18 protein-coding genes are annotated in these 20,156 nt (G+C 44.7%); 2 read left to right on the top strand and 16 right to left on the bottom strand.

The genetic code is table 11. The features are described from left to right. Positions 1 to 10: 10 nt before the first annotated feature. The 9 genes from AC58UW_RS22705 to kdgD all read right to left on the bottom strand — a co-directional run bounded on the left by AC58UW_RS22705 (position 11) and on the right by kdgD (position 11,142). Positions 11 to 1,417, bottom strand: coding sequence for an ABC transporter substrate-binding protein (locus AC58UW_RS22705; protein WP_497422877.1), 1,407 nt, complete (start codon positions 1,415 to 1,417; stop codon positions 11 to 13). A gap of 126 nt (positions 1,418 to 1,543) precedes the next feature. Continuing rightward, positions 1,544 to 3,325: a cache domain-containing sensor histidine kinase gene (locus AC58UW_RS22700; RefSeq protein ID WP_497422876.1), complete on the bottom strand. Its 1,782-nt coding sequence runs from the start codon at positions 3,323 to 3,325 to the stop codon at positions 1,544 to 1,546. A gap of 25 nt (positions 3,326 to 3,350) precedes the next feature. Further along, complete coding sequence (locus tag AC58UW_RS22695) at positions 3,351 to 4,952, bottom strand: response regulator transcription factor (protein ID WP_497422875.1); 1,602 nt, start codon at positions 4,950 to 4,952, stop codon at positions 3,351 to 3,353. Positions 4,953 to 5,459: 507 nt separating this feature from the next. After that, positions 5,460 to 5,660, bottom strand: coding sequence for a hypothetical protein (locus tag AC58UW_RS22690; RefSeq protein WP_497422874.1), 201 nt, complete (start codon positions 5,658 to 5,660; stop codon positions 5,460 to 5,462). Positions 5,661 to 5,775: 115 nt separating this feature from the next. Then, positions 5,776 to 6,864, bottom strand: coding sequence for a toxic anion resistance protein (locus AC58UW_RS22685; RefSeq protein WP_497422873.1), 1,089 nt, complete (start codon positions 6,862 to 6,864; stop codon positions 5,776 to 5,778). Between the two features lie 14 nt (positions 6,865 to 6,878). Next, positions 6,879 to 7,544, bottom strand: a complete 666-nt coding sequence (locus tag AC58UW_RS22680) for a hypothetical protein (protein WP_497422872.1) — start codon at positions 7,542 to 7,544, stop codon at positions 6,879 to 6,881. Between the two features lie 195 nt (positions 7,545 to 7,739). Then, on the bottom strand, positions 7,740 to 9,197 hold the full coding sequence (gene gucD, locus AC58UW_RS22675; RefSeq protein ID WP_497422871.1) for an alpha-ketoglutaric semialdehyde dehydrogenase GucD: 1,458 nt from the start codon (positions 9,195 to 9,197) through the stop codon (positions 7,740 to 7,742). A 3-nt stretch (positions 9,198 to 9,200) separates the two neighbouring features. After that, the gene (locus AC58UW_RS22670) at positions 9,201 to 10,202 is read right to left on the bottom strand and encodes a mannonate dehydratase (RefSeq protein ID WP_497422870.1); all 1,002 of its coding nucleotides are present in this window, start codon (positions 10,200 to 10,202) and stop codon (positions 9,201 to 9,203) included. 13 nt (positions 10,203 to 10,215) lie between these two features. Then, a complete protein-coding gene (gene kdgD, locus AC58UW_RS22665; protein ID WP_497422869.1) occupies positions 10,216 to 11,142 on the bottom strand; it encodes a 5-dehydro-4-deoxyglucarate dehydratase in 927 nt (308 codons plus the stop codon). 138 nt (positions 11,143 to 11,280) lie between these two features. On the opposite strand from kdgD, the gene AC58UW_RS22660 reads away from it, so the two are divergent. Together AC58UW_RS22660 and AC58UW_RS22655 are read left to right on the top strand one after the other, a co-directional pair. After that, entirely contained in the window at positions 11,281 to 12,288 is a 1,008-nt protein-coding gene (locus tag AC58UW_RS22660) for a helix-turn-helix domain-containing protein (RefSeq protein WP_497422868.1), read from the top strand. A 6-nt stretch (positions 12,289 to 12,294) separates the two neighbouring features. Continuing rightward, complete coding sequence (locus AC58UW_RS22655; RefSeq protein ID WP_497422867.1) at positions 12,295 to 13,137, top strand: EcsC family protein; 843 nt, start codon at positions 12,295 to 12,297, stop codon at positions 13,135 to 13,137. A gap of 295 nt (positions 13,138 to 13,432) precedes the next feature. On the opposite strand, the gene AC58UW_RS22650 is transcribed toward AC58UW_RS22655, so the two are convergent. The 7 genes from AC58UW_RS22650 to AC58UW_RS22620 all read right to left on the bottom strand — a co-directional run bounded on the left by AC58UW_RS22650 (position 13,433) and on the right by AC58UW_RS22620 (position 20,065). Continuing rightward, positions 13,433 to 14,245, bottom strand: coding sequence for a serine/threonine protein kinase (locus AC58UW_RS22650; protein ID WP_497422866.1), 813 nt, complete (start codon positions 14,243 to 14,245; stop codon positions 13,433 to 13,435). A 13-nt stretch (positions 14,246 to 14,258) separates the two neighbouring features. After that, a complete protein-coding gene (locus AC58UW_RS22645; RefSeq protein WP_497422865.1) occupies positions 14,259 to 14,825 on the bottom strand; it encodes a DUF2812 domain-containing protein in 567 nt (188 codons plus the stop codon). Positions 14,826 to 14,839: 14 nt separating this feature from the next. After that, positions 14,840 to 15,178: a PadR family transcriptional regulator gene (locus tag AC58UW_RS22640; protein WP_497422864.1), complete on the bottom strand. Its 339-nt coding sequence runs from the start codon at positions 15,176 to 15,178 to the stop codon at positions 14,840 to 14,842. A 163-nt stretch (positions 15,179 to 15,341) separates the two neighbouring features. Next, positions 15,342 to 16,157 carry an SDR family oxidoreductase gene (locus tag AC58UW_RS22635; protein ID WP_497422863.1) on the bottom strand — a complete coding sequence of 272 codons (816 nt, stop codon included), beginning with the start codon at positions 16,155 to 16,157 and terminating at the stop codon, positions 15,342 to 15,344. Positions 16,158 to 16,246: 89 nt separating this feature from the next. Then, entirely contained in the window at positions 16,247 to 17,356 is a 1,110-nt protein-coding gene (locus AC58UW_RS22630; RefSeq protein WP_497422862.1) for a GerAB/ArcD/ProY family transporter, read from the bottom strand. Continuing rightward, entirely contained in the window at positions 17,349 to 18,521 is a 1,173-nt protein-coding gene (locus tag AC58UW_RS22625; protein ID WP_497422861.1) for a Ger(x)C family spore germination protein, read from the bottom strand. Before AC58UW_RS22625 ends, AC58UW_RS22630 begins: the two co-directional genes overlap by 8 nt. Positions 18,522 to 18,550: 29 nt before the next feature. Further along, positions 18,551 to 20,065: a spore germination protein gene (locus AC58UW_RS22620; RefSeq protein WP_497422860.1), complete on the bottom strand. Its 1,515-nt coding sequence runs from the start codon at positions 20,063 to 20,065 to the stop codon at positions 18,551 to 18,553. Positions 20,066 to 20,156: the final 91 nt, after the last annotated feature.

Raw genomic sequence — 20,156 nt, 5'->3', positions numbered from 1 at the left:
TTGTGTTTAACTAGTTACCTACTTTAGCCAATTCGGTATCCACATTCTTCTTCACTTCGTCGAGCAGCGCTTTGGCATCACCTTTGCCGTGAATTGCCAAATCTTGCACCCTGAGGGCTTCATTCCACAAGAAAGCGCCTACTGGGGAAACCGGTCTTGTGTAGGCTGCTGGCATTAAGTCCAAAAATACCTTTAAGTTCGCGTTATCGGACAACTTCAATTCCTCGTTAACTTTAGGCATTGCTGTAATATCATAGCCCGCATTCGGACGTTTCGCCCAAAGCAGCGTACCTTCTTTGTGTGATACGAATTTCACGAATTCCCATGCCTCTTTCTCATGTTTCGAGCCCTTCGGAATGACATAGGACCAACCGCCTGCCCATGTTACCGATTTACTGCCTTCTGCTGCCGGCATCGGAGCAACGCCCCAATCGAAGTTGAGCTTGTATTTCGACAAATCGTTCAGAATCCAGTTGCCATCAAATACGAATCCAACCTTACCCGTCCAGAACGGATTCATACCCGTTTGACCCATAGCGTCAGAGAAACTAGTCAAGTTAGCGATATCAAACTTCTTAGCATAGTCAGCCATCCATGCCAGCGCTTTAACGTTTTGCGGATCGTTTGGCGTCAAGTTATGATTGGCATCTTCCCACTTCCCGCCCCAGTTCCAAGCTTGTGTATATAAGAAGCCTTGATTCATCCATGGAATAAAGCCAATTTGTGAATATTTACCATTACTTCCTTTTTTGAAAACCTTCTCTGCCATTTGGTCTAACTCTGCTATCGTTGCAGGCGGCTTGTTCGGGTCAAGACCCGCTTCTTTCAACAACGTTTTGTTATAAAACATGCCGCGATTGTCAGTTCCCCATGGAAGTGCGTACACCTTATCTTTATAAACCGTTTCGGCCCAAAGCCCTTTATAATAATCATCTGGAGATATTCCGCTGCTTTTCACATAGCCCGATAAGTCTGTCAATGAACCTTTGGCCGCCCAGGAACCGATCAAGAATCGGTCGAACAAAGCGACGTCCGGTGGATTTCCACCTGCAATGGCAGTTAGCAATTTATCTGAGGCTTGTGTTTGGCCTGTTGTCTCCACGAATGTCATTTTCACTTTTATATTAGGATGCTGCTTCTCAAAAACGTCTACGACATTTGCTTTAAAATCCTTCTGATAGTCTCCGCCCCACGGAAACCAAAAATCAATCGTTACAGGTGCGTTTGAGCTAGTAGCGGCTTTAGGCGTGCTAGCGTCTGTGCTCTTTGCTTCTGTTCCTTTGGTGTCTGGACTGCTCGATGCGGTGTTCGTTGAACTGCAGCCGGCTGCTACCAAAGTCATTGCCAGTGCTGCTGAGAGTGGGAGTGCAATCAACTTCTTGCTTTGCCAATCGATACGTTTTTTTCTATTGTTCATATTGATCCTCCTTTTAGTTTCTCACTCGCTTATGAGCTTACCTTAATTGTAATCGCTTTCACGACCTTCTTTAAACGTGGGAACTTTTGTTTTTAGTGTATTATTTTTGTTCGTTCATCCATTTCGTCATATTCGAAGGGGAAGCACTAGCTTCACTTTCGTACCAGAACCCGGCGTACTCTCAATAGAGAGTCCATACTCTTTGCCATAGGTTAACTGAATTTGCGAATGAATATTTCTCAAGGCAAAATTATGTTCTCCCTCCCATTCATCGCTTGCCATCATGGCGGTTAATTCCGCCATTTTATCCGCATGAATCCCGATGCCATCATCCTCAACTTCAAAATTAAGAATTTGGCCATCCATTTTCCAGCTAATATCCAGTCTGCCTTTGCCTCGCTTATTCTCAAGTCCATGATAAATAGCATTCTCTACAAGCGGCTGAAAGACGAATTTCAGAACTTTGTGATCCAGCATGGCGGAATCTATGTACATATTCACGGTAAATTTATCCTGATACCTTACTTTTTGAATCGATAAATAACTTTCCAGCAGTTCAGCGCTTTCCTTGACGGTTACAAAGTCATTTCCTTCACTTAAGCTGACCCGGAGATATTTGGATAAACCGAAAATCATCGTACTGATTTCATCGACCTTGTAAATGCGGGAGATCCAATGAATGGAATCCAACGTGTTATACAAAAAATGGGCGTTAATCTGCGAGGCCATCATTTTTAACTGCGTTTCCTTTTTAAGCAGCTTTTGAATATACACTTCATCAATTAAATCCTTAATGCGCGTCACCATCGTATTAAAGCTGTGATACAGCATGCCGAATTCATCCTTGCGCTCATCCGTAATTTGCACATCGAAATCGCCCTCTCTGGCCCTGCGCATGGACCACAAAAGCATTCTGACCGGCTTATGCATTTGCTTGGCAAATAAGAACGCTAAGGCGATAGCTACAACGCTAAAACCAATGACGAGATAGACCGTGTAATAGGCGATTTTTCTTGAATCACTGACTAAATTTTGAATCGGTGCCATACCGACAAGCTTCCAATCATTGATTTTCAATTGATCATAGACCACCATTAAATCTTTGCCATCGACCTTGTCTGTTAAATATCCGCTTGGCGTTGGCGGAAGATACAACCCTGCTGGCCGCATACTCAGTGAACCGTTCGAGTCGGCAACAACCGTGTCGTTTTCATTCACAATATACGTAGTACCATGAGCTTGGAAGTCAAGCTCGGACAAGAATTGCTGGATCAGCTCCGGGTTAAACTCCATGATGAGCACGCCAAGTGTTTGATTCAGATTATCGAAGTTTTTGAGCGAACGGCCCATCACAAAGACGGGTTTATTGTCTTGAACAATCGTTGATTTGACCAAAGGTGAACGGATGCCATACCAAACCACCTGACCGTTAGCAGCCTTTATCTCTTTGTACCAATCCTGTTCTTCTTCCACTTTGGTAATCATCGGGAGTTCCGTAAACCCATTGTTCGTGAACCGATAGGAAGCGCTGCGCTCACCCAAAATATAAATGTTCAACGTATCATTTTTGACATTCACCAAGTTGGACAAAAACTTGCCAATCTGTTGATTGTTGTAGCTTTGATCGTAGCTATCCCTGTATTCACCGAGAATGCCTCTCTGAATTTCCTTATTTCCAAAAATCAATAATGACCTGTTATCATACTCGTTCATAATCAGCTCTAGCCGCCTATTCGCTTGCTGGACCGTTTGCCAAGCTACTTGTGAGACTTTGGAGCTGATAATCTCATTCGCTTTATGATAGGATAAATACCCCATGAGCATGATGGAGATCGTGATGCTAGCAAAAAATAAAATGAATAATTTATAGCCTACCGAACGCCATTTGAGATGTGCAAGAAGCTTCAAGCTTATGTCCCCTCCAAATTAGGCCTTAGACGCCAATATCGCGATACTGAGCTGGAGTCATTCCCTCCTGCTCCTTAAACAGCTTCACAAAATGCCGGAAGTCCTGATAGCCCACCTGCTCCGCCACCTCATAAATTTTCAGCGTCGAGTCTTTGAGAAGCTCCTTCGCTCTATTCACCCGTAGACGAATTAAATATTTACTGAACGTCTCACCCGTTTTTTCATGAAATATTTTGCTAAAATAAGAAGGGTTCAAAAACAAATGCTCAGCTACTCGGTTCATGGTAAGCGGCTCAGTATAATGCTTTTCCATATAGTCAACAGCCAGCTCGATAAACCTTTTTCGATTACCCGAGTTCGTATCGCCAGGCTGGAATTGAAGCAGGATCGTAAGCAGCACATCCTTTAAATCCGACAAAGCAAAGTAGGGAAGGACAAAGCTCTTATTGACCTCTTTCAAATCAGAAGCATAATTAATCTCTAATTTCATCTCAACTTCACTGAAAATGGTGGTTAAGCCCTTTCTCAACACATGCGGCGAACACTTCTGTTTATGCATCAGCAAGTGTGCGAACAGTTCATCGATAAGAGTACGAAGCGCAGCATCATCGCTAAGCTTTACAGCATGTACAAACCTGGTTACCCAGCCATTTGGCTGCGTATATTTGGGGAGTAAATGGGACTCAGGCACCTCCATCCTTTCCGCGTCATAAACCTTCCCGTATCCTTCGTAGAACGCGTAGGCGGAAATCTGCACGGCTTCTTGGAAAGAAGCGTGAATGTCTGTGATCTGACGTTGTTTGCTGATCCCAATGTTGATACCGATTCCCAAGTACCGCCAGCATGAGTCAACTAACGTCTCCCAAAACCCCAGATCATGGCCAGGCTCACCCTTCAAGTTAGAGGAAGCTAGTATCACTAAATCTGAATCTTTGTCGTCATGTAGAGGACAACCGATCAGATTCATCACATTTTTCCCGGTTTCTTTGACGAGATTGCCAACTGCATGGCGGAGCAAGTAATGCTCCTTCGGGTTTATCTCGTGCACCCCCCAATCATAAATCTTGATCATAATAACCTTGATCTGATTGGGGTCTAATGGAATATTGAGACGATCCCACACCGCTTGCGAGAATTGTTGTGAAGCGCTTCCATTTGCAAGAAGCGTTTCAACATAACGCTGATGGGCCAGCGGTAAGCTTTCTCGAACGCGTTCTGACATCATCTTGAATTCATCGTGATCTTCTCTTTCACGTTTTATTTGCTCAATGCACTTTCGTACAACGTCCAGCATAAGTGTTTCCTCGATCGGCTTGAGCACATAATCAACGGCTCCGAGACGCATGGCTTTTTGCGCATAGCTAAACTCGCTGTATCCGCTGATAATAATGATTTTTGAGGGCAGCTTGGCGTTTTTGAGTGCTTCAATGAAAGCAAGACCATCCATGCGCGGCATTTTGATATCTGTGATGATGATATCCGGTATGTGATTGTGAATGAAGGTTAAAGCATCTTCACCATCCTCCACATCACCTATCACTTCAATGCCCTCTGCCTGCCAATCAATGGTCGTAACTAATCCTTGACGAACCCACCTTTCATCATCCACGATTAATAAAGAATACATCAATCATTCTCCTCTCGTTTAAAAGGTTAGTTACCATTCAAAAACGCTTATTCCTTAGATGTCTTTTCCATACTTTACATGAATTTGATAGATCTGAAAAGTGGGTTATGAAAGAGATATTCTGCTAGAACAAAAAAACCGCCTTGGAGGCGGTTTTTGTACGGATTTGCATGAAATATTAATTTTCACTACGCGCAATCAATCCATCCCGCTGGCTAGTTCCTATAGAACGAGAACGAGTACAACGCCTCTGCTGGAATAGCAGGAAAATCTACTGTTAATCTGATCCGCGCGATGGCAGGGAACGAAATAACTGGAGAAACTCCCGCTATTTCGACAATAGCTACCCTAGCGACCCTCGGTTTGGCAGAATTAACTTCAGAAAGTCCAGCTAATTAAGCAAAAGTGGTGCTGATGCGGAAAATAACAGGAGGTTTCGACGTTAAGCAAAACAGCCGGGTTCTTGCGCTCATCCGAAGTACTTCAGCGCCCGGCTGCTCAACCTTCTTAATTATTAACCTGATCTTTATGATCAGCTTTCTTTCGCTTCATGACGTTATTCACCAAGTTTTGGGTGGCGTCTTGGGTGGAATCATACACATTTTCAATGGCATTCTGGACATAATTTGTCGCCGACTGCCCAATGTTATTGAACATACTCGTTTTGTTGTCAACGATGTTCTTCTGGCCTTTAGAATGATCTGGCATCGTACTTACCTCCCATTTCGATTGGATTGACATTCGGTCTAATTTCCCAATTATGGGCGAAACTTATTCATAAAAAAACGAGACTGCCAAGTACGGCTGGCAGCCTCGCTCATTTTTATTCTAAAAGCCGGCTAAGCTCAGGATCTTTCTCTACACCCGTTTTATTTCCTGGCATTAAGCCTAGTCTCTGGGTCATCTGCTGACTAATGTTCCCGAGTCGTTTCGTGTGCTCCGTAGCGGATTGAATGATTGTCCGATTAGACTGTTCAAATAGATCCAAAGCACTAAAGAGATCATTCATCCCGCGCTCGATGGAGTCCATTTGTAAACCTGAGTTCCCAAGCAACTCATTCGTTTTCTGCGTCGTTTCTTTCAACAACCGAGAGTTGTCCTCAAACATTTTATTAAGCGTCGCATTCGCCGAATTCACAGCATCTATGGTTTGTACTTGATCCTCGATAGCCATCGAAATCATCGCGGATACCGTAAGCAGATTCTGTGTTTTATCGATTGTCGCATCAACCGCATCAATGAGCTTATCATTATTGTCATTGATAATATCTGTCCCCGCAATTGCCTGCTGATAGAGGATAATCATTTCCTGAAATGACTGTATCCGCGTCACTACTTTACGAAGTCCTCTTTCGAGATGCACTTTACGGCCTTCATTTTCTGGCTTGCTAATCTCCGCTTCAAACAACTGCTTTAAATTCTCTCCCATTGCGATCCGCATTTGAAGATTGTAGACAGATTCGAGGGAGTTTTTCTTCAGTGTTTTCATGTAAGCCATATTTTCTTCAAGTGTTTCCTTGCCATTTCGGAGCGATTGGACGATCGCATTAACGTTTGTTTTTACAGATTGATATTTGTATACATAATTTTTAAGTGGTGTTTTTTTCATTATTTTTTCAAAGAAGCCAAGCTGCTTACTTTTACTCAAAGAATCGATTTCATGGCGAAGCTTCAAAATGTTGTTTTGAACCTCTGAGCGTTTGCCAGACATTAATTCATTCACGGGACGCTCTAACATGGCCAAAGATTGACCAGCCTGCTCCATGGTTTTGGCACCCATACGACCGATGGAATCCATCAAGACTTCTAACTCCATATCATCCGTAGTAGATACCTTTTGGAGCATTTGTTTCGCTTCCTGCTCTACTTTCTCTAAATCTGCAGACTTTAATTGCACTAATTGGGTTGTCATCGGTAATTCCTCCTTTAGTCTTCAGAACGATAGCGTTGTTGGATGAGTTCCATTCTTGTTTGCAATTCAATGAGATCTTTTTGTTCAATTGTCTCAACATAAGCGGAAAGTTTGGAGTTAATATCCTTAATCCCAGTAAGCAGAAGCCGACGATTTAAACGTTTCGCTTCACCACCCAGCTTAAGAAAAGGGTTAATCGCGCCATTCAGATCCTTGAAGATCAAACGTTGTATGTTATGATTCATGTTGGCATCATTAAGTTCTTTCAGCTGCGGAATTAACCTGCCAACTCTTGCAAGCAGGCTAAGCGTCTTTTCTACGATTTCATTATCCAGTGTATTCTTCTGGCCCTCTGAGATCATCGTCTCCTCAATAACATGAATGTACTCAGCTATCGGCCCCCAAAATGGATCACTTTCACTTTTCAATTCCATTGCACTGCTGGGCGTAGCAGAACTGCTTGTACTCGTCACATTAGGCAAAGAATCGGGAGCCGAATTTGGGACGTTTATCCTTTTTACTTCCGTGGAATGATTGCGACTTAGTATGATAAGACTGCCTAAAGAAAAAGTAGTTGGCACTAATAAGTTAACTGCGCCAGGCAGAAAGCGGGCAGTTATGAGACTTACGACATACCCCAGAATGGATATGCCTATAGCGACTTTAAACTTCGATTGCACCGTACATCCCCCTTTATTCACCTAGTTGTTAAATCATCTATAGCACTATTATACATTCAAACTCCAAATTCACACAAAAATCACTGACATTTGTTGTCGACTTCTCTTATTTTTCGATAGGAACAGGTCTTTTTGCAGAAAAAAATAGTTGAGCAGGATGTTAATCCCGCCCAACCATTCACTTGAACCCGCTTATTACGCTTTAACGAATACGGTTTTAATATCCGTATAAAATTCAATCGCTGCTTGCCCTTGCTCTCTAGAGCCGGAACTGGATTGCTTTACGCCGCCGAATGGTGCTTGCAGCTCCACACCCGCACTTTCCGCGTTGATCCGAACCATACCTGCATCGATATCAGTCATGAACGTCAGCATGGTCGAAATATCACGTGTAAAAATCGAAGCACTGAGTCCAAATTTCACGTCATTGGCGATTTGGATCGCTTCTTCCAGCGAATTCACCTTAATCAGAGCAAGTACGGGCCCGAAAATCTCTTCCTGCGCGATGGTCATCGAGCTGGAAATGTTTTCGAAAACGGTTGGTTCAACAAAGTAGCCAGACTCTAATGCCTGCCCCTGGCCTTTTCCGCCTCCGCATAACAAAGTGCCGCCCTCTTCTACACCTTTTGCAATGTAGGATAGGACCGTCCGGTACTGATTTTCGCTTGCACAAGGCCCCATCCATGTTTCAGCCTCTAGGCCTGAGCCCAGACGGATATTCTGAATTTTCTGCAGCAGCTTCCTCTTAAAAGCTTCGTAAACCTCGTGATGGACGATAACTCGGCTTGTCGCTGTGCACTTCTGCCCAGTCGATTTCAACCCGCCGCTAATTGTCGCATCCACCGCTAGATCTAGATCGGCATCCCGTGCCACGATAACGGGGTTCTTTCCTCCCATTTCGAGCTGGTACTTGGCTCCTCTTGCGAGAGCGCTTTGGCCGACTCTTTTACCCACTGCGTTCGAGCCTGTAAATGTGATGCCTTGGATGTCCATGTGGTCGGCCATGGCTTGTCCGATGACGCCGCCATCGCCAGTCACCATATTGATAACACCAGCAGGAAGACCTGCTGCATGGAAACATTCAAGGATCAAAGCAGCGGTGACCGCTGTTTCTTGCGCTGGCTTGAACACTACGGTGTTACCGTAAATCAAAGCAGGAGCTATTTTCCAGATAGGAATCGCAACAGGGAAATTCCATGGCGTGATGACGCCAACGACACCAAGCGGCACCCGTGACGTGAACATCAACGCAGCGCTATCCGTAGAAGGGATTACGTCACCGATACTTCGCATGCCTTCGCCTGCGTAATAGCGCAAAATCGCAACACCGCGAGCGGTTTCGCCTTTCGCCTCTGGGAGCGTTTTCCCCATTTCGCGGGTCATCATTTCCGCAATCTCATCCAGACGCTGCTCCACTTGGTTGGCGACCTTGAACAAGAACTCACCGCGTACTGGGCCAGATAATTTACGCCATCCCTGCTTAGCATCTCTAGCCGCGCCTACAGCTTCATTCAAATCATCTAGCGTGGATTTCTGGATGTAGCCCACAGTTTCATGACGGTTAGCTGGGTTAATGCTAGCATCAACCAACCTGCTTGAAGCGGCTTTCCACTCTCCGCCTATATAATTGAGATACGTTATAGATTCAGCCACTCGTTAATCCCTCCCGCCTCTAAATTCAGTTAATGCCGCAAGCAGCGCTTTCACATAGCCGATAGAATAAGCCCAACCGACCCATCCCATACCTGATTTCGAAGGATTATGCGGGGCACGGTCCATTTCAAGTGAAGTAATATGATCTGGGTTAATACACCCGTTATAGCCAACCTGGTGCAGGGCTAATAAAATTTTCGCCATATTCATGTGACCATCGTCTAGCAGTGCCTCTTCAAATGCGCCTGCAGTCGCTAAACTGCCGCGGATGTTACGGAAGTGAACCAAAAAAATCCGATCCTTACGCCCGTATTGATAAATCTCATCAAGTACTAACGGTGTGCCGCCCGCTTCCCCGCGAGTACCAACGCAGTAAACCAATCCAACATTCCGGCTAGGAAAAGCATCGATAACGCGATGAAAACCTAGACCGCCGAATGGCGTATTATGATGCGGTGTGTCTGATGGATGAACAGCCAGATTAACATTGTACGCCTCTGCGAGCGGAACCAGCTTGCCGAAGACGAGATCGAAGCGCTTCCACCAAGCGTTCAATTGTTCCACGGATGGAGGCTGCTTATCTGGATTTCGCCCTATAGATTCCCCGCGTACCAACGCGCCTCCGCGGTGCACAGCTGTGTATTCCTCTGACATATATGGAAAAACATCGCCTGCAAACCGCTGACGAACCAGCGTGATCCCCCCTTCGCCAAATGTTTTGATGGCATTGCTCACATGCTCCAATTGAATATCTGAACCAGGTTCCTCCAACATAAAACTGTTTGAGATATCTGGAAGCGTCACTCGGTTGATGTCCATCCCATGTGAACGGATTCTGCGTCTGAGCTTAAGCAGCTGGTCAAGATCTGGATAACCGAGTTCCTTCACGCCAGGAAACGATGAACCCCTTGTAAAATCTATACAATCGACGCCAAGCTGGCACATTTGTTTTAAATCGCTATCGGACAGATCACATGTTGGAACTTGAATCGATACCTTCATCATTGTTCATATCCTCCTATATGTTATTGGTAGAAGCGATCAAGTCCATGCTCTTCTTGATAATCGATTCCAGCTGTACATAGTGCTCTCGCTCAACTGGCACTAGCGGTGACCGAACCTGCAAACCAACCGGCAAGCCAACGATGTCCATCCCTGCTTTGATGAGTGAAACCGCATAGCCTTTGCGAAGCTGACGGATACGGTGAATCGGTAAAATCACTTCGCGATAGATAGCTTGCAGCAACTCCTGATTGCCTCCAATTAGGCTCTCATGATATTTTCTCGAAACCTGAGGGATATAATTGGAAATTGCCGATGAATAGGAATGGAAGCCAAGCGCATGATAGGCAGGCATAGTCAGCTCCGCAAGCGGCATCCCATTCATCCATTGCAGTTTATTCCCAAGCGATTGCACGAATTCGATATTAAGCTCGAAATTTCCTAACCCGTCCTTGAACCCAATGACGTTCGGCAGATTCGCCAATTTTACTAAAGTGCTTAATGTAAATACCGAATTATCACGCTGATAAATAATGACAGGCAATGCCGTGCTCTGGGCGATCGTCCGATAATAGTGATACAGCCCTTCCTGTTCAGGAATAATAAGGTATGGAGGCAGAAGCAACAATCCGTCTGCTCCGAGTCTTTCCGCGAGTTGGACGCGTTCCACCGCTTCCTTCAAGTTGCCTCCTGCTCCTGCGAATACGGGCACTTTTCCAGCGGCAACTGAGACACCGATCGCAACTAGCTGCTCATATTCTTTGATATCCAAGGATTGAAACTCTCCAGAACCTGCACAAACAAATACCGAATCTAAGCCATTGTCCAATAAAAATTGAACATTTGCCTCAAACGCTTTTTCATTCACCTTCTCGTTATGATCAAACGGTGTTACCGGAAATCCCATAATCCCTGCCAGCGATACATGGTTCTCGCTTCCCATATCGAACAGCCCCTTTGCGTGATCTTCCACCTCATTATAGAAAAGGAACACGGAGTCAGTCTTTGTAAAAACACGCCGTTTTTTTGAAAAATTCCGTGATATAATAGATGTCAGCTTACTAGAGGGGAGATCACTTTCGTGCTGAGCCATACTGTTTATTCTCGAAGTAACCTATACCTCAACCAACATCTGGATCAGCTGCAAGGGGCCTCCGCATCCATCTTTGTTCATTATTGGGGGGCGAAGCCGCAGCATATGGGGAACAGCCCCCATGCACACTCCTTCTTTGAAATTTGTTATGTTGTCCAAGGTGAAGGCGCTTACTTTTCAGATGGAGTAACCTATCCGCTGCGTGCTGGAACGCTTTACTGTTCCAAACCCGAAAGCAGACACTATATCCAAAGCGATGCGGGCATGCTGCTGCTGTTTTTTGCTATCGAACCCGTAACGTCCGAATCCAGCGAAGCTTTTATACGCGATTTTCACCAGTTGAGTGCTTATCCGCACTTATTCGTCCCGAATGCCGAGCAGACTGCGCCCGCGCTCATTTGGCAAGCGCTGCTTATTCAGGCGGCTGAGTCTGAAATTCGCTACAAGGAATCAATTGAGCATCTAGCCTATACGCTAGTCATGAGTTGTATCAGCTTATTTCTGCATCACTGCGTCTCTGGCGATACGGCATCATCCACTGCGATATCAGAGCTGCAAGGCACTCTCAAGCGAGCAAAAGAATACATCCAGACGCATCTAACGAAGAAAATAGCGCTTTCAGACGTAGCTCAAAGCCTGCATGTGTCCGAGCGGCAACTCTCTCGCCTGATGGCGGAAGAATTAGGTCAATCCTTTCCTTCCGTCGTCAAAACAGAAAGGGTCAAAAGGGCCGCCTATTTGCTCGGATACACGGACATTCCGCTGAAACAAATTGCTGAAGATACCGGCTTTGAGAGCATCCACTATTTTACACAAGTCTTCACCAAGGAAATGGGCACTCCGCCAAGCTCCTTTCGCAAAAATTGTCTCAACGCCGAGTCTGTCGATGCCTGGATTCACAAATATTTAGAACAAGTTGCAACGCGTTATCAAAAAAATCTATCATTGAATCCAAATACAGCTCTGAAACGTATACAACATGCAAAGGAGTTGTAAATGAGGATGGAAACTAGAGAACAATTGCTGCAAGAGCTAAACATAATTAAAACTTGGGAGTCTGAACAGAAGGATTTGTGGTTTTGGGAGAAAATTGGGCGTCTGCCTTTTCAACTATTAGATCGGCTTACACCTAAAATATGGAACAAGAAAATTAGCGAGGCTTTGAATGAACTAGGGAATTATTTGCAGGCGGGCGGCCGCTATCTCATTTCGGAAGCAGGAACATTGCGCCATATTGCAGAAGTGCGTCAGCGTGTTGAGGGAAATCATCCAGCGCACACAGAGATAGTTGCAATTGAAGATGTGGAGACACTTCCACTTCACATCCTTGATCAAGCAGCAGATGAGATTATTCACAATCGGACGAAACTAGCCACTCTCCAAGGAGCAACGACAGGAATTGGCGGCATTCTTACCCTCGCCATCGATATTCCAGCCGTTCTTGGCCTGTCTTTGAAAACCATTCAAGAGCTTGCCATCTGTTATGGCTATGATCCCAAAATCAAGCAGGAACGGATCTTCACAATTAAATGCATGCAATTCTCTTCCGCAGATATCGTCGGCAAGAAGGCGATCCTTGATGAACTTAGCGACTATGCGGCAAATAATCAAGCAGATGCGCAGATGATTTCACAACTGCAGGGCTGGCGAGAAGTTTTCGCTACTTATCGCGACAATTGGGGTTGGAAGAAACTGTTTCAGTTGATTCCTATTGCCGGCATCCTCTTCGGTGCTTGGATCAACCGCGGCACGCTTAAGGATGTAGGCGAATCCGCAAAAATGCTGTACCGAAAACGTAGAATCCTTGAACGTTTAAATGCATTAGAACGAGAAAACACCTTGTAGCTCCCTGCCAGCTTGAAACTATTGGAGTCTCCATTCGTATTAAAAATTAAAACGATTGGAGGCATCCTAACAAATGATAAAACATTTACTAAAAAAACTATTAGGCTCCATTTTCCACTCCAAACACCGAGGTTATCGTCAGAATAGCAGTCATAGGGTCCATTATGGTCATCGCCATTCTTCATCTGATCGGTATCCTGGAAGTGGACACAACCAGCAAGGTCATGGATATTACCGAAATAGACAACATAGTTCAAGCTAATCCAAAGCCGCGAAAGTGGCTTTTTTGTTTTGATTACTGAAGGATCGCGTCTAGTTCATCGATGAATTCTTGCGTACTGGTGTATGCTGGATCTATCTGGAGCAGCTTGCGAATCATTCGTTTCGTAACCGGTGTGAGATCGAGCTCCTCTTCCCAGCCTTGGACGCTTTCCTCATGGACCTTTGTCGACTCAAAGGTTGAATACAGCATAAAGAGTAAAAAGTGACCGATTGCATACAGATCGGAAGTCACCTCAGCAGCTCGCCGGCGCTGTAATGCCTCATCTGTTCTTTCACCTTGAACAGCTGGCCCCCCGATTCGTGAAGCTAAGCCAAAATCAATTAAATGGATTCGCTCCCCCTGTAGAATAACATTAGGAATCCGGATATCACGATGGACGAAACCTTGCGTGTGCAGATAGAACACCACTGACATTAGCTTGCGAACCAGGCTTAACGCTTCCTTTTCTGAAAATTGAGCCCCTCTTTCAAAAATCAAATCTTCTACTGTTTGGCCTTTTACATAGTCCATGATCATGAACATCTGTTTACTTTCCCTAAAGGATGCTAAGCAGCTTGGAATGGAAGGATGCTGCAGCTGACGCATAATTTCGAGCTCCTGCTGCAGCAAGTCACGGGCTAGCTGTCCCTTACTTGGTTTCGCTTGCTTAATTACAAGCTCTGCACCGCTCCGGATGTCTTGACACAAGTAGGTCAACCCATAACTTCCCAACCCAAGAAATCGCAGGATACGATATTGGTCTTGAAGCAATTTCCCCGCTTGCAACGGATAGTCGATCCAAGCGGAATACACTCTTTTCACATAAGTAAGCAATCCGATAATCACTCCTTATTTTCAATTATTGTTCGTCAAGTTTTTTGATTTTTTGTTGAAATCGCAAGCAGCCGTAGGTTAACAAGAGAACACAGAATAATTCTAACGGCACCACGAACGTCAGTGTGCTTCCGATCACTTGTGAGCTTGTTTCGGTAAATAGCTTAGGCGCATTCACGAGTAGCAGCACCAAGTTTGCTAAGGCAACGACACCCAAAGTGAGTTGAACTCTTTTGAATAACAGCTTCAACGACAAACGGTCTGTATAAATATCAAACGATTCGCCTTCACGAATAGGTTTCCTGAAATAATGCCAGCCAAAAAGTGAATCTACGTGCTCCCATCCTGAATCTTCAAAAAGAGCCTTATATTCATTGAGCTTATCTGTACTGGTGATTTTCTGGTAATCCATGCGATATACATAACGAACCGTGCTGATCTTCTCAAAGCGATTGCGGAATACCCCCGGTTTAACCAAGTGTAAGCCTTGTGCAGACAAGTCGGTGAGCCACGTCTCATCCTTCTCATAATTCCATACAAATGAAAATCTAGTCCGGTATTCGAATTGGTTACTTAGCGTGTTGGTTTTCATTCGCTCTCCCTCTCCTACTCCACATTTGCGATGGCTGATCTCGCATTAGATAATAATTCTTCCATACGATCCATTTCTGCTTTCAAAACGTTCCTGCCCAGCTCGGTTATCGCGTACAACTTGCGCCGTGAATCAGCACCAACCTCAGTCTCCGGCGCGTTCTCGATTAACCCTTTTTTCTGCAGCGTATTTAAAGCTGTATACAAGGTACCTGCACCTATGCGTACCCTGCCGGCGCTCATCTTCTCGACATCCTGCATCATCGCGTAGCCGTGTGCCGCGCGGGGATATAAAGTCACTAAAATATAGTAAAATGCTTCCGTCAATGGCAGTAATTCTTTGGAAAACTCCATGTACCTCTCACCTCATTTCAAATAAAACATTATATCGCCTTCTATTATATCGACTGACAATGTATCACATATCGATATAATAACGTATGATATATCGAGTGTCAATATAGTCCGCGAAAATAAAAGAGACTGCCGATAAATTCGGGCAGTCTCTTAGGCCATATTATAGGAGTGACTCAGCGCCATCAATGAACAATTCTGTACCCGTAATATGGCTTGAAGCGTTCGAAGCCAGAAAGGCTACAAGGCTGGCAACCTGCTCAGGCTGTCCAGATGAATGTTCCAATGGCTGACTTCCTTCTGGGTACTTCACAGGAATTTTGATTTTTTCGAGTTCTGGTGTCGGATTCGTATTCTCACCGATGTTTGTTTCAATTGAACCTGGACAAATGGCATTAACCCGAATTTTGTACCTTGCGAGTTCCAATGAGGCCATTTTTGTAAATGCTACCTGTCCTGCCTTAGATGAACTGTAAGCCGTCATACCGAATCCGGAAAAAGCTCGGCTGCCATTAATAGAGCTAGTGACAATAATACTGCCACCCTGCTCTTTTAAATAAGGAATCGCAAACTTCACACATAGGAACGTACCTTTCAGATTGACGGATAACGTTCGGTCCCAATCCTCAGGCTTCATGTCTTCAATAGGCGCCAAGACGCCATTAATGCCTGCGTTGGCGAAAACGACATCCAGCCGGCCCCATGTTTTCACCGTCTGCTCAAAAGCCTTCTCGACGCGTGCCGGATCAACGATATCGACATCCGCGGTGATACACTCACCGCCAGCATTCGTTATTTCCTGCTTTGTTTGTTCGCTTCGTTCATCTTTTAAATCTACTAGACACACCTTCATCCCTTGCTGGGCTAACATAATCGCAGTTGCTCGACCAATACCTGAGCCAGCCCCGGTGATCAGCGCTACCTTACCTTTCAAATCCGGAAGTTGCATGCCCGTTTTTTGCAACGTTTGTTCACTCATCCTTTTCATCCCTTTCCTGTATTGGATATTTACGGATACAACCTTTCCTGAATGGGTCTGCCCGTGAGGCATTACTAATATGTAAACACTTATGGGGTCGGCTGCATACGCAATTTCTTCCGTTTCCTAAGCGCCAGTAGAAGCAGCAGCAGCGGACCTGCCACCATGAAAATCGGGAATATATAGGGAACAGCTACCTTAACGGGAAAAATGACGGAAATTTCTTCATAGTTGAGAGGGATCAAGGAAGCTATAATGACTATAGCTGCTATGACCCACGTAGTTTTTCTCCAATCTTTCAACCCCAAAAGTTTTGTAGTGCCATAGCTGGATACAAATAAATAAAGCGCTAATTTTGTAAAAACGCTCATGATCCAAATGGTTACAACGATTGCATCCAAATTCTCAATAATGCCACCAATAGATATGGAACGGACAATCATTAGCATTGGATACGTGTAATTGGCTGCAACATTATGTCCAAACATTAAGATACTGACCACAACCGATATCAAGCTAACGATGCCTGAGAGCATAACCCCTCCTACCGCATGGCGAACAATCTGCTTTCGCTGGGGCACAAAGGCAATAAGCATAAGAAGCATGATGCAGTCGCCTAAGAAGGATGCCGTGGGCAGCGCACCTTTTAATAATGGCAGTAAACCCGTATCTGAATAAATCGGCAGCAGCCGATCCCGGTCCAGTTGATTGATAGATAAAAATATAGGCCCTATAATGCCAATCAAGATTATCGGGCCTGTTAATTCACAAATACGCGCAATCACGCCAATCCCATGTATGGTCGGATAAAGCACGACGAGAAACATCGGGATTTGGATTAAAAATACCGGCGTTCTGGGCATGATCGTACCTGTAATAAATAAACTGAATTGTTTTAATATCACCGTTAGAATGACGATCCAAACCAGAATATACAGCGCAGAAACAATCCCTCCCAGCCATTTACCAAGCAAGATCCGGTTAAATTCAACAAGTGTTTTGTCAGGAAATATCGAGTTGAGCTTCCCGCAAACATAGGCAATGCCTGCCGCGATCGCTGTAGACGCAGTCAAAGAAAACCAAGCGTCTTGTTTGGCTAATTCTATAGCAGGAGCTGTGGTCAATAGAATGGTCATTATGATTTGCGTGCTAACCATCATCCAAAATATTTGACGGTTTGTTAAAACCATGTCATTCATGGCCCACCTCATCTTTTCTCTGGCGCACGGGAAGATTGGCAACTCCGGGTTTCTGGATGGTACTGTTCACTTCCACTTGAATATCCATCGTTTGAAACTTAGTATTCCACTCACTTTTGGCAGCTTGCCATTCATGAGGATATTCTTTGTGAAATGCTCTCGCCAATCCGACAACATCTGCTTTATGCACGGTTTGCAATTGATGCAGCGTATTTACCATTATTTCCTTAATTTCATCATTGAAAGGCTCCTCTATGTGTCTCATGGCATCCATGCCTTTACCGAGTACTATTGTGCTTGAATTTTGCAGAACATCGGCATCCAGCGTTAGTTTTATTCTCATTTTCCATTCTCCATTTACGATCGAAGGATACAAGCGAATCTTGGTATGCATAATTTTAATTACGATTTTACCACCATCAAGCTCCTGCGTTAGTGATATATTTCGGCCAAGATCTTTGGGTCTTAACAATCGAATCCCCATGATGGATTCAGGACTCAAATAACCTATTAGTTTCTGCTTTTGGATGATAGACATCCCTTCCACACTCAGGATCTGCTTTTTAGCTTTATTCGTAATTAATTGGGTGGGGGCGACAACCGGCAATAGAAAAGATTGAGATTCAGCGTTTATCAGTTCTTCCACTTCATGCATCGTTGAGGAATGATTTACCGGTTTCTGCGAAAGCTTAATTAATGTTTCATAGGTATTAGGATCCACTTGCGACTCCAACAATTTCCTGGCGGTTCCTTTGCATAAAAAGAAATTAGATTGCTCCCGTGTCTGGACATCTCTGAATAAGAAATCAAACTCGTCATACAGACCTTTTCTAGCCAACTGTTCTCCAAAGAAATAGGCTTTCGCATGCCCCCAAGAAAAATAACGAGGCAGCTTCTTTTGCAATTCACTTAAAGCATCCGCCATGGATTCTCCTACCGATGACAAGGTGTACACATTCCCTTCTCCCCCTCCAGTTCCCACCGTGCCCGCGGAAGCTGGATTCGGAATGAAGACTTGAACAGTCATTTCAATTTCATCGCCCTCGCTGCTGTCTACCCCTGCTGAAATAATCATGGCCATGTCATTTACTTCTACACGATCCCAACACCCGGTTGTCAAAAGAAGTACGAACATAAGTACTAGGAAGCCAATCCGATGCCTCAATTCCCTTCCCCTCCACCAATCCTGCAAAATTACTTCCCATCCGGTTTATCGCCTTGTCTTTTGATATTCCCTTCACTATAGATTAACGGTCGCGTTTTAAATTTATTGATTGGTGCCCTAAATAGCACATCTTTTATACCACTTAGGGATAAAGGAGCTAGAGGAGCCATATACGGCACTCCAAATGAACGAAGAATACAAAGATGGCTTATGACTAACAGCAGCCCCAGAATAAGACCAAATAATCCCATAATTCCCGACAAAATCATGATAGGAAATCGAAGGATTCTGAGCGCAATGCTTGCTGAATACTGAGGCATCATAAAGGAGGATATCCCGGTTATGGCTACAACCATGACCATTGGCGCTGAAACAAGTCCAGCTTGTATAGCGGCTTGACCAATTACTAGAGCGCCAACGATACTAACAGCCGAGCCAACTTGTCTAGGAAGTCGAATGCCCGCTTCACGCAGAGCTTCAAACGTTATTTCCATGATGAGCGCTTCCACCAAAGCCGGGAAAGGAATTTCTTCCCGCGATTTGGCTACACGTAACAGCAGGGTTGTCGGCACCATCTCTTGATGGAAAGTCAATACTGCCACATAAACGGCAGGAGCTAGCAGCGCGATGAGGAAAAAAGTGTAACGCAGCCAACGAATCAAAGTCCCGATCAAATAACGCTGATAATAATCCTCAGGCGATTGCATCATCGACCAGAAGGTGGCCGGGACAATAAGCACCATTGGCGTATTATCTGTCAGAATGAGAATGCGTCCTTCCAACAGGCTTGCAGCAGCCACGTCAGGGCGTTCGGTTGTTTGCACCTGTGGAAATGGCGAGTACGTATTACTCTCGATGAGTTCTTCGATGTATCCACTCTCAATCACTCCGTCAATATCCAATTGCTCGATTCGCTTTGAAACGTTGCTAATGATCTCAGGCTTAGCAATTCCTTGGATATAAGCCACCGCTATATCCGTCTTCGAATATGTACCTACTGTGTAACGGATGAATTTTAGTGCTGGTGTCTTTAACCTTTTTCGAATTAAAGACGAATTCACAAATATGGATTCAACAAATCCTTCACGTGAGCCGCGGACGACAGATTCAGCCAGAGGTTCCTCTACGGAACGAGTTTCATATTTCGTAAGTCCAAGGGATAAAGCACCATCCAGCGTGTCAATTAACAAAATCGGTCGGCCACTTAAAACATTATGGAGGATTTCACCAATTGATTGCAGCAAATCTATATCTGACACATTAATATGTTCTTTAATCGTTTCGAACGAACGGATCGTTTCCGATCCTGCTTGCTTTAGCGGTCGCAGCACACTCCCATCGAGAAGCTCAACATTCACTGAGCCGCAGAGATACAGCAAGGAGGCATTCCATCCATTGCCGAAGTGAAAATGGGCAAAAATCACATCTGCACAGTCTGTAAGGTAGGTTTGCAATAGCTGCAAATTCCCGGTAAGTTCGGAAGAAATTCTGGTCTGATATGCTTCCTTGTCGACACTTGACTCCCCCGGAAATTCCTTATTCATGTCACAAACTCCCCTTACTCGCACATTCTTTTACCTATTGTTATGCGCTTAAAACAGTTGGAATATTCAGGATTGATCCAAGTGAATCTCA

The organism is Paenibacillus sp. J22R160 (genome assembly GCF_059692135.1).
This window is presented reverse-complemented; position numbering and strand designations above follow the sequence as displayed.

Bases quoted from the DNA above. Each gene is read 5' to 3' on its own strand.
- AC58UW_RS22705 (WP_497422877.1), bottom strand. From the start codon at position 1,417: ATGAACAATAGAAAAAAACGTATCGATTGGCAAAGCAAGAAGTTGATT.
- AC58UW_RS22695 (WP_497422875.1), bottom strand. From the start codon at position 4,952: ATGTATTCTTTATTAATCGTGGATGATGAAAGGTGGGTTCGTCAAGGA.
- AC58UW_RS22690 (WP_497422874.1), bottom strand. From the start codon at position 5,660: ATGCCAGATCATTCTAAAGGCCAGAAGAACATCGTTGACAACAAAACG.
- AC58UW_RS22685 (WP_497422873.1), bottom strand. From the start codon at position 6,864: ATGACAACCCAATTAGTGCAATTAAAGTCTGCAGATTTAGAGAAAGTA.
- AC58UW_RS22670 (WP_497422870.1), bottom strand. From the start codon at position 10,202: ATGATGAAGGTATCGATTCAAGTTCCAACATGTGATCTGTCCGATAGC.
- kdgD (WP_497422869.1), bottom strand. From the start codon at position 11,142: ATGGGAAGCGAGAACCATGTATCGCTGGCAGGGATTATGGGATTTCCG.
- AC58UW_RS22655 (WP_497422867.1), top strand. From the start codon at position 12,295: ATGGAAACTAGAGAACAATTGCTGCAAGAGCTAAACATAATTAAAACT.
- AC58UW_RS22645 (WP_497422865.1), bottom strand. From the start codon at position 14,825: ATGAAAACCAACACGCTAAGTAACCAATTCGAATACCGGACTAGATTT.
- AC58UW_RS22640 (WP_497422864.1), bottom strand. From the start codon at position 15,178: ATGGAGTTTTCCAAAGAATTACTGCCATTGACGGAAGCATTTTACTAT.
- AC58UW_RS22635 (WP_497422863.1), bottom strand. From the start codon at position 16,157: ATGAGTGAACAAACGTTGCAAAAAACGGGCATGCAACTTCCGGATTTG.
- AC58UW_RS22630 (WP_497422862.1), bottom strand. From the start codon at position 17,356: ATGAATGACATGGTTTTAACAAACCGTCAAATATTTTGGATGATGGTT.
- AC58UW_RS22620 (WP_497422860.1), bottom strand. From the start codon at position 20,065: ATGAATAAGGAATTTCCGGGGGAGTCAAGTGTCGACAAGGAAGCATAT.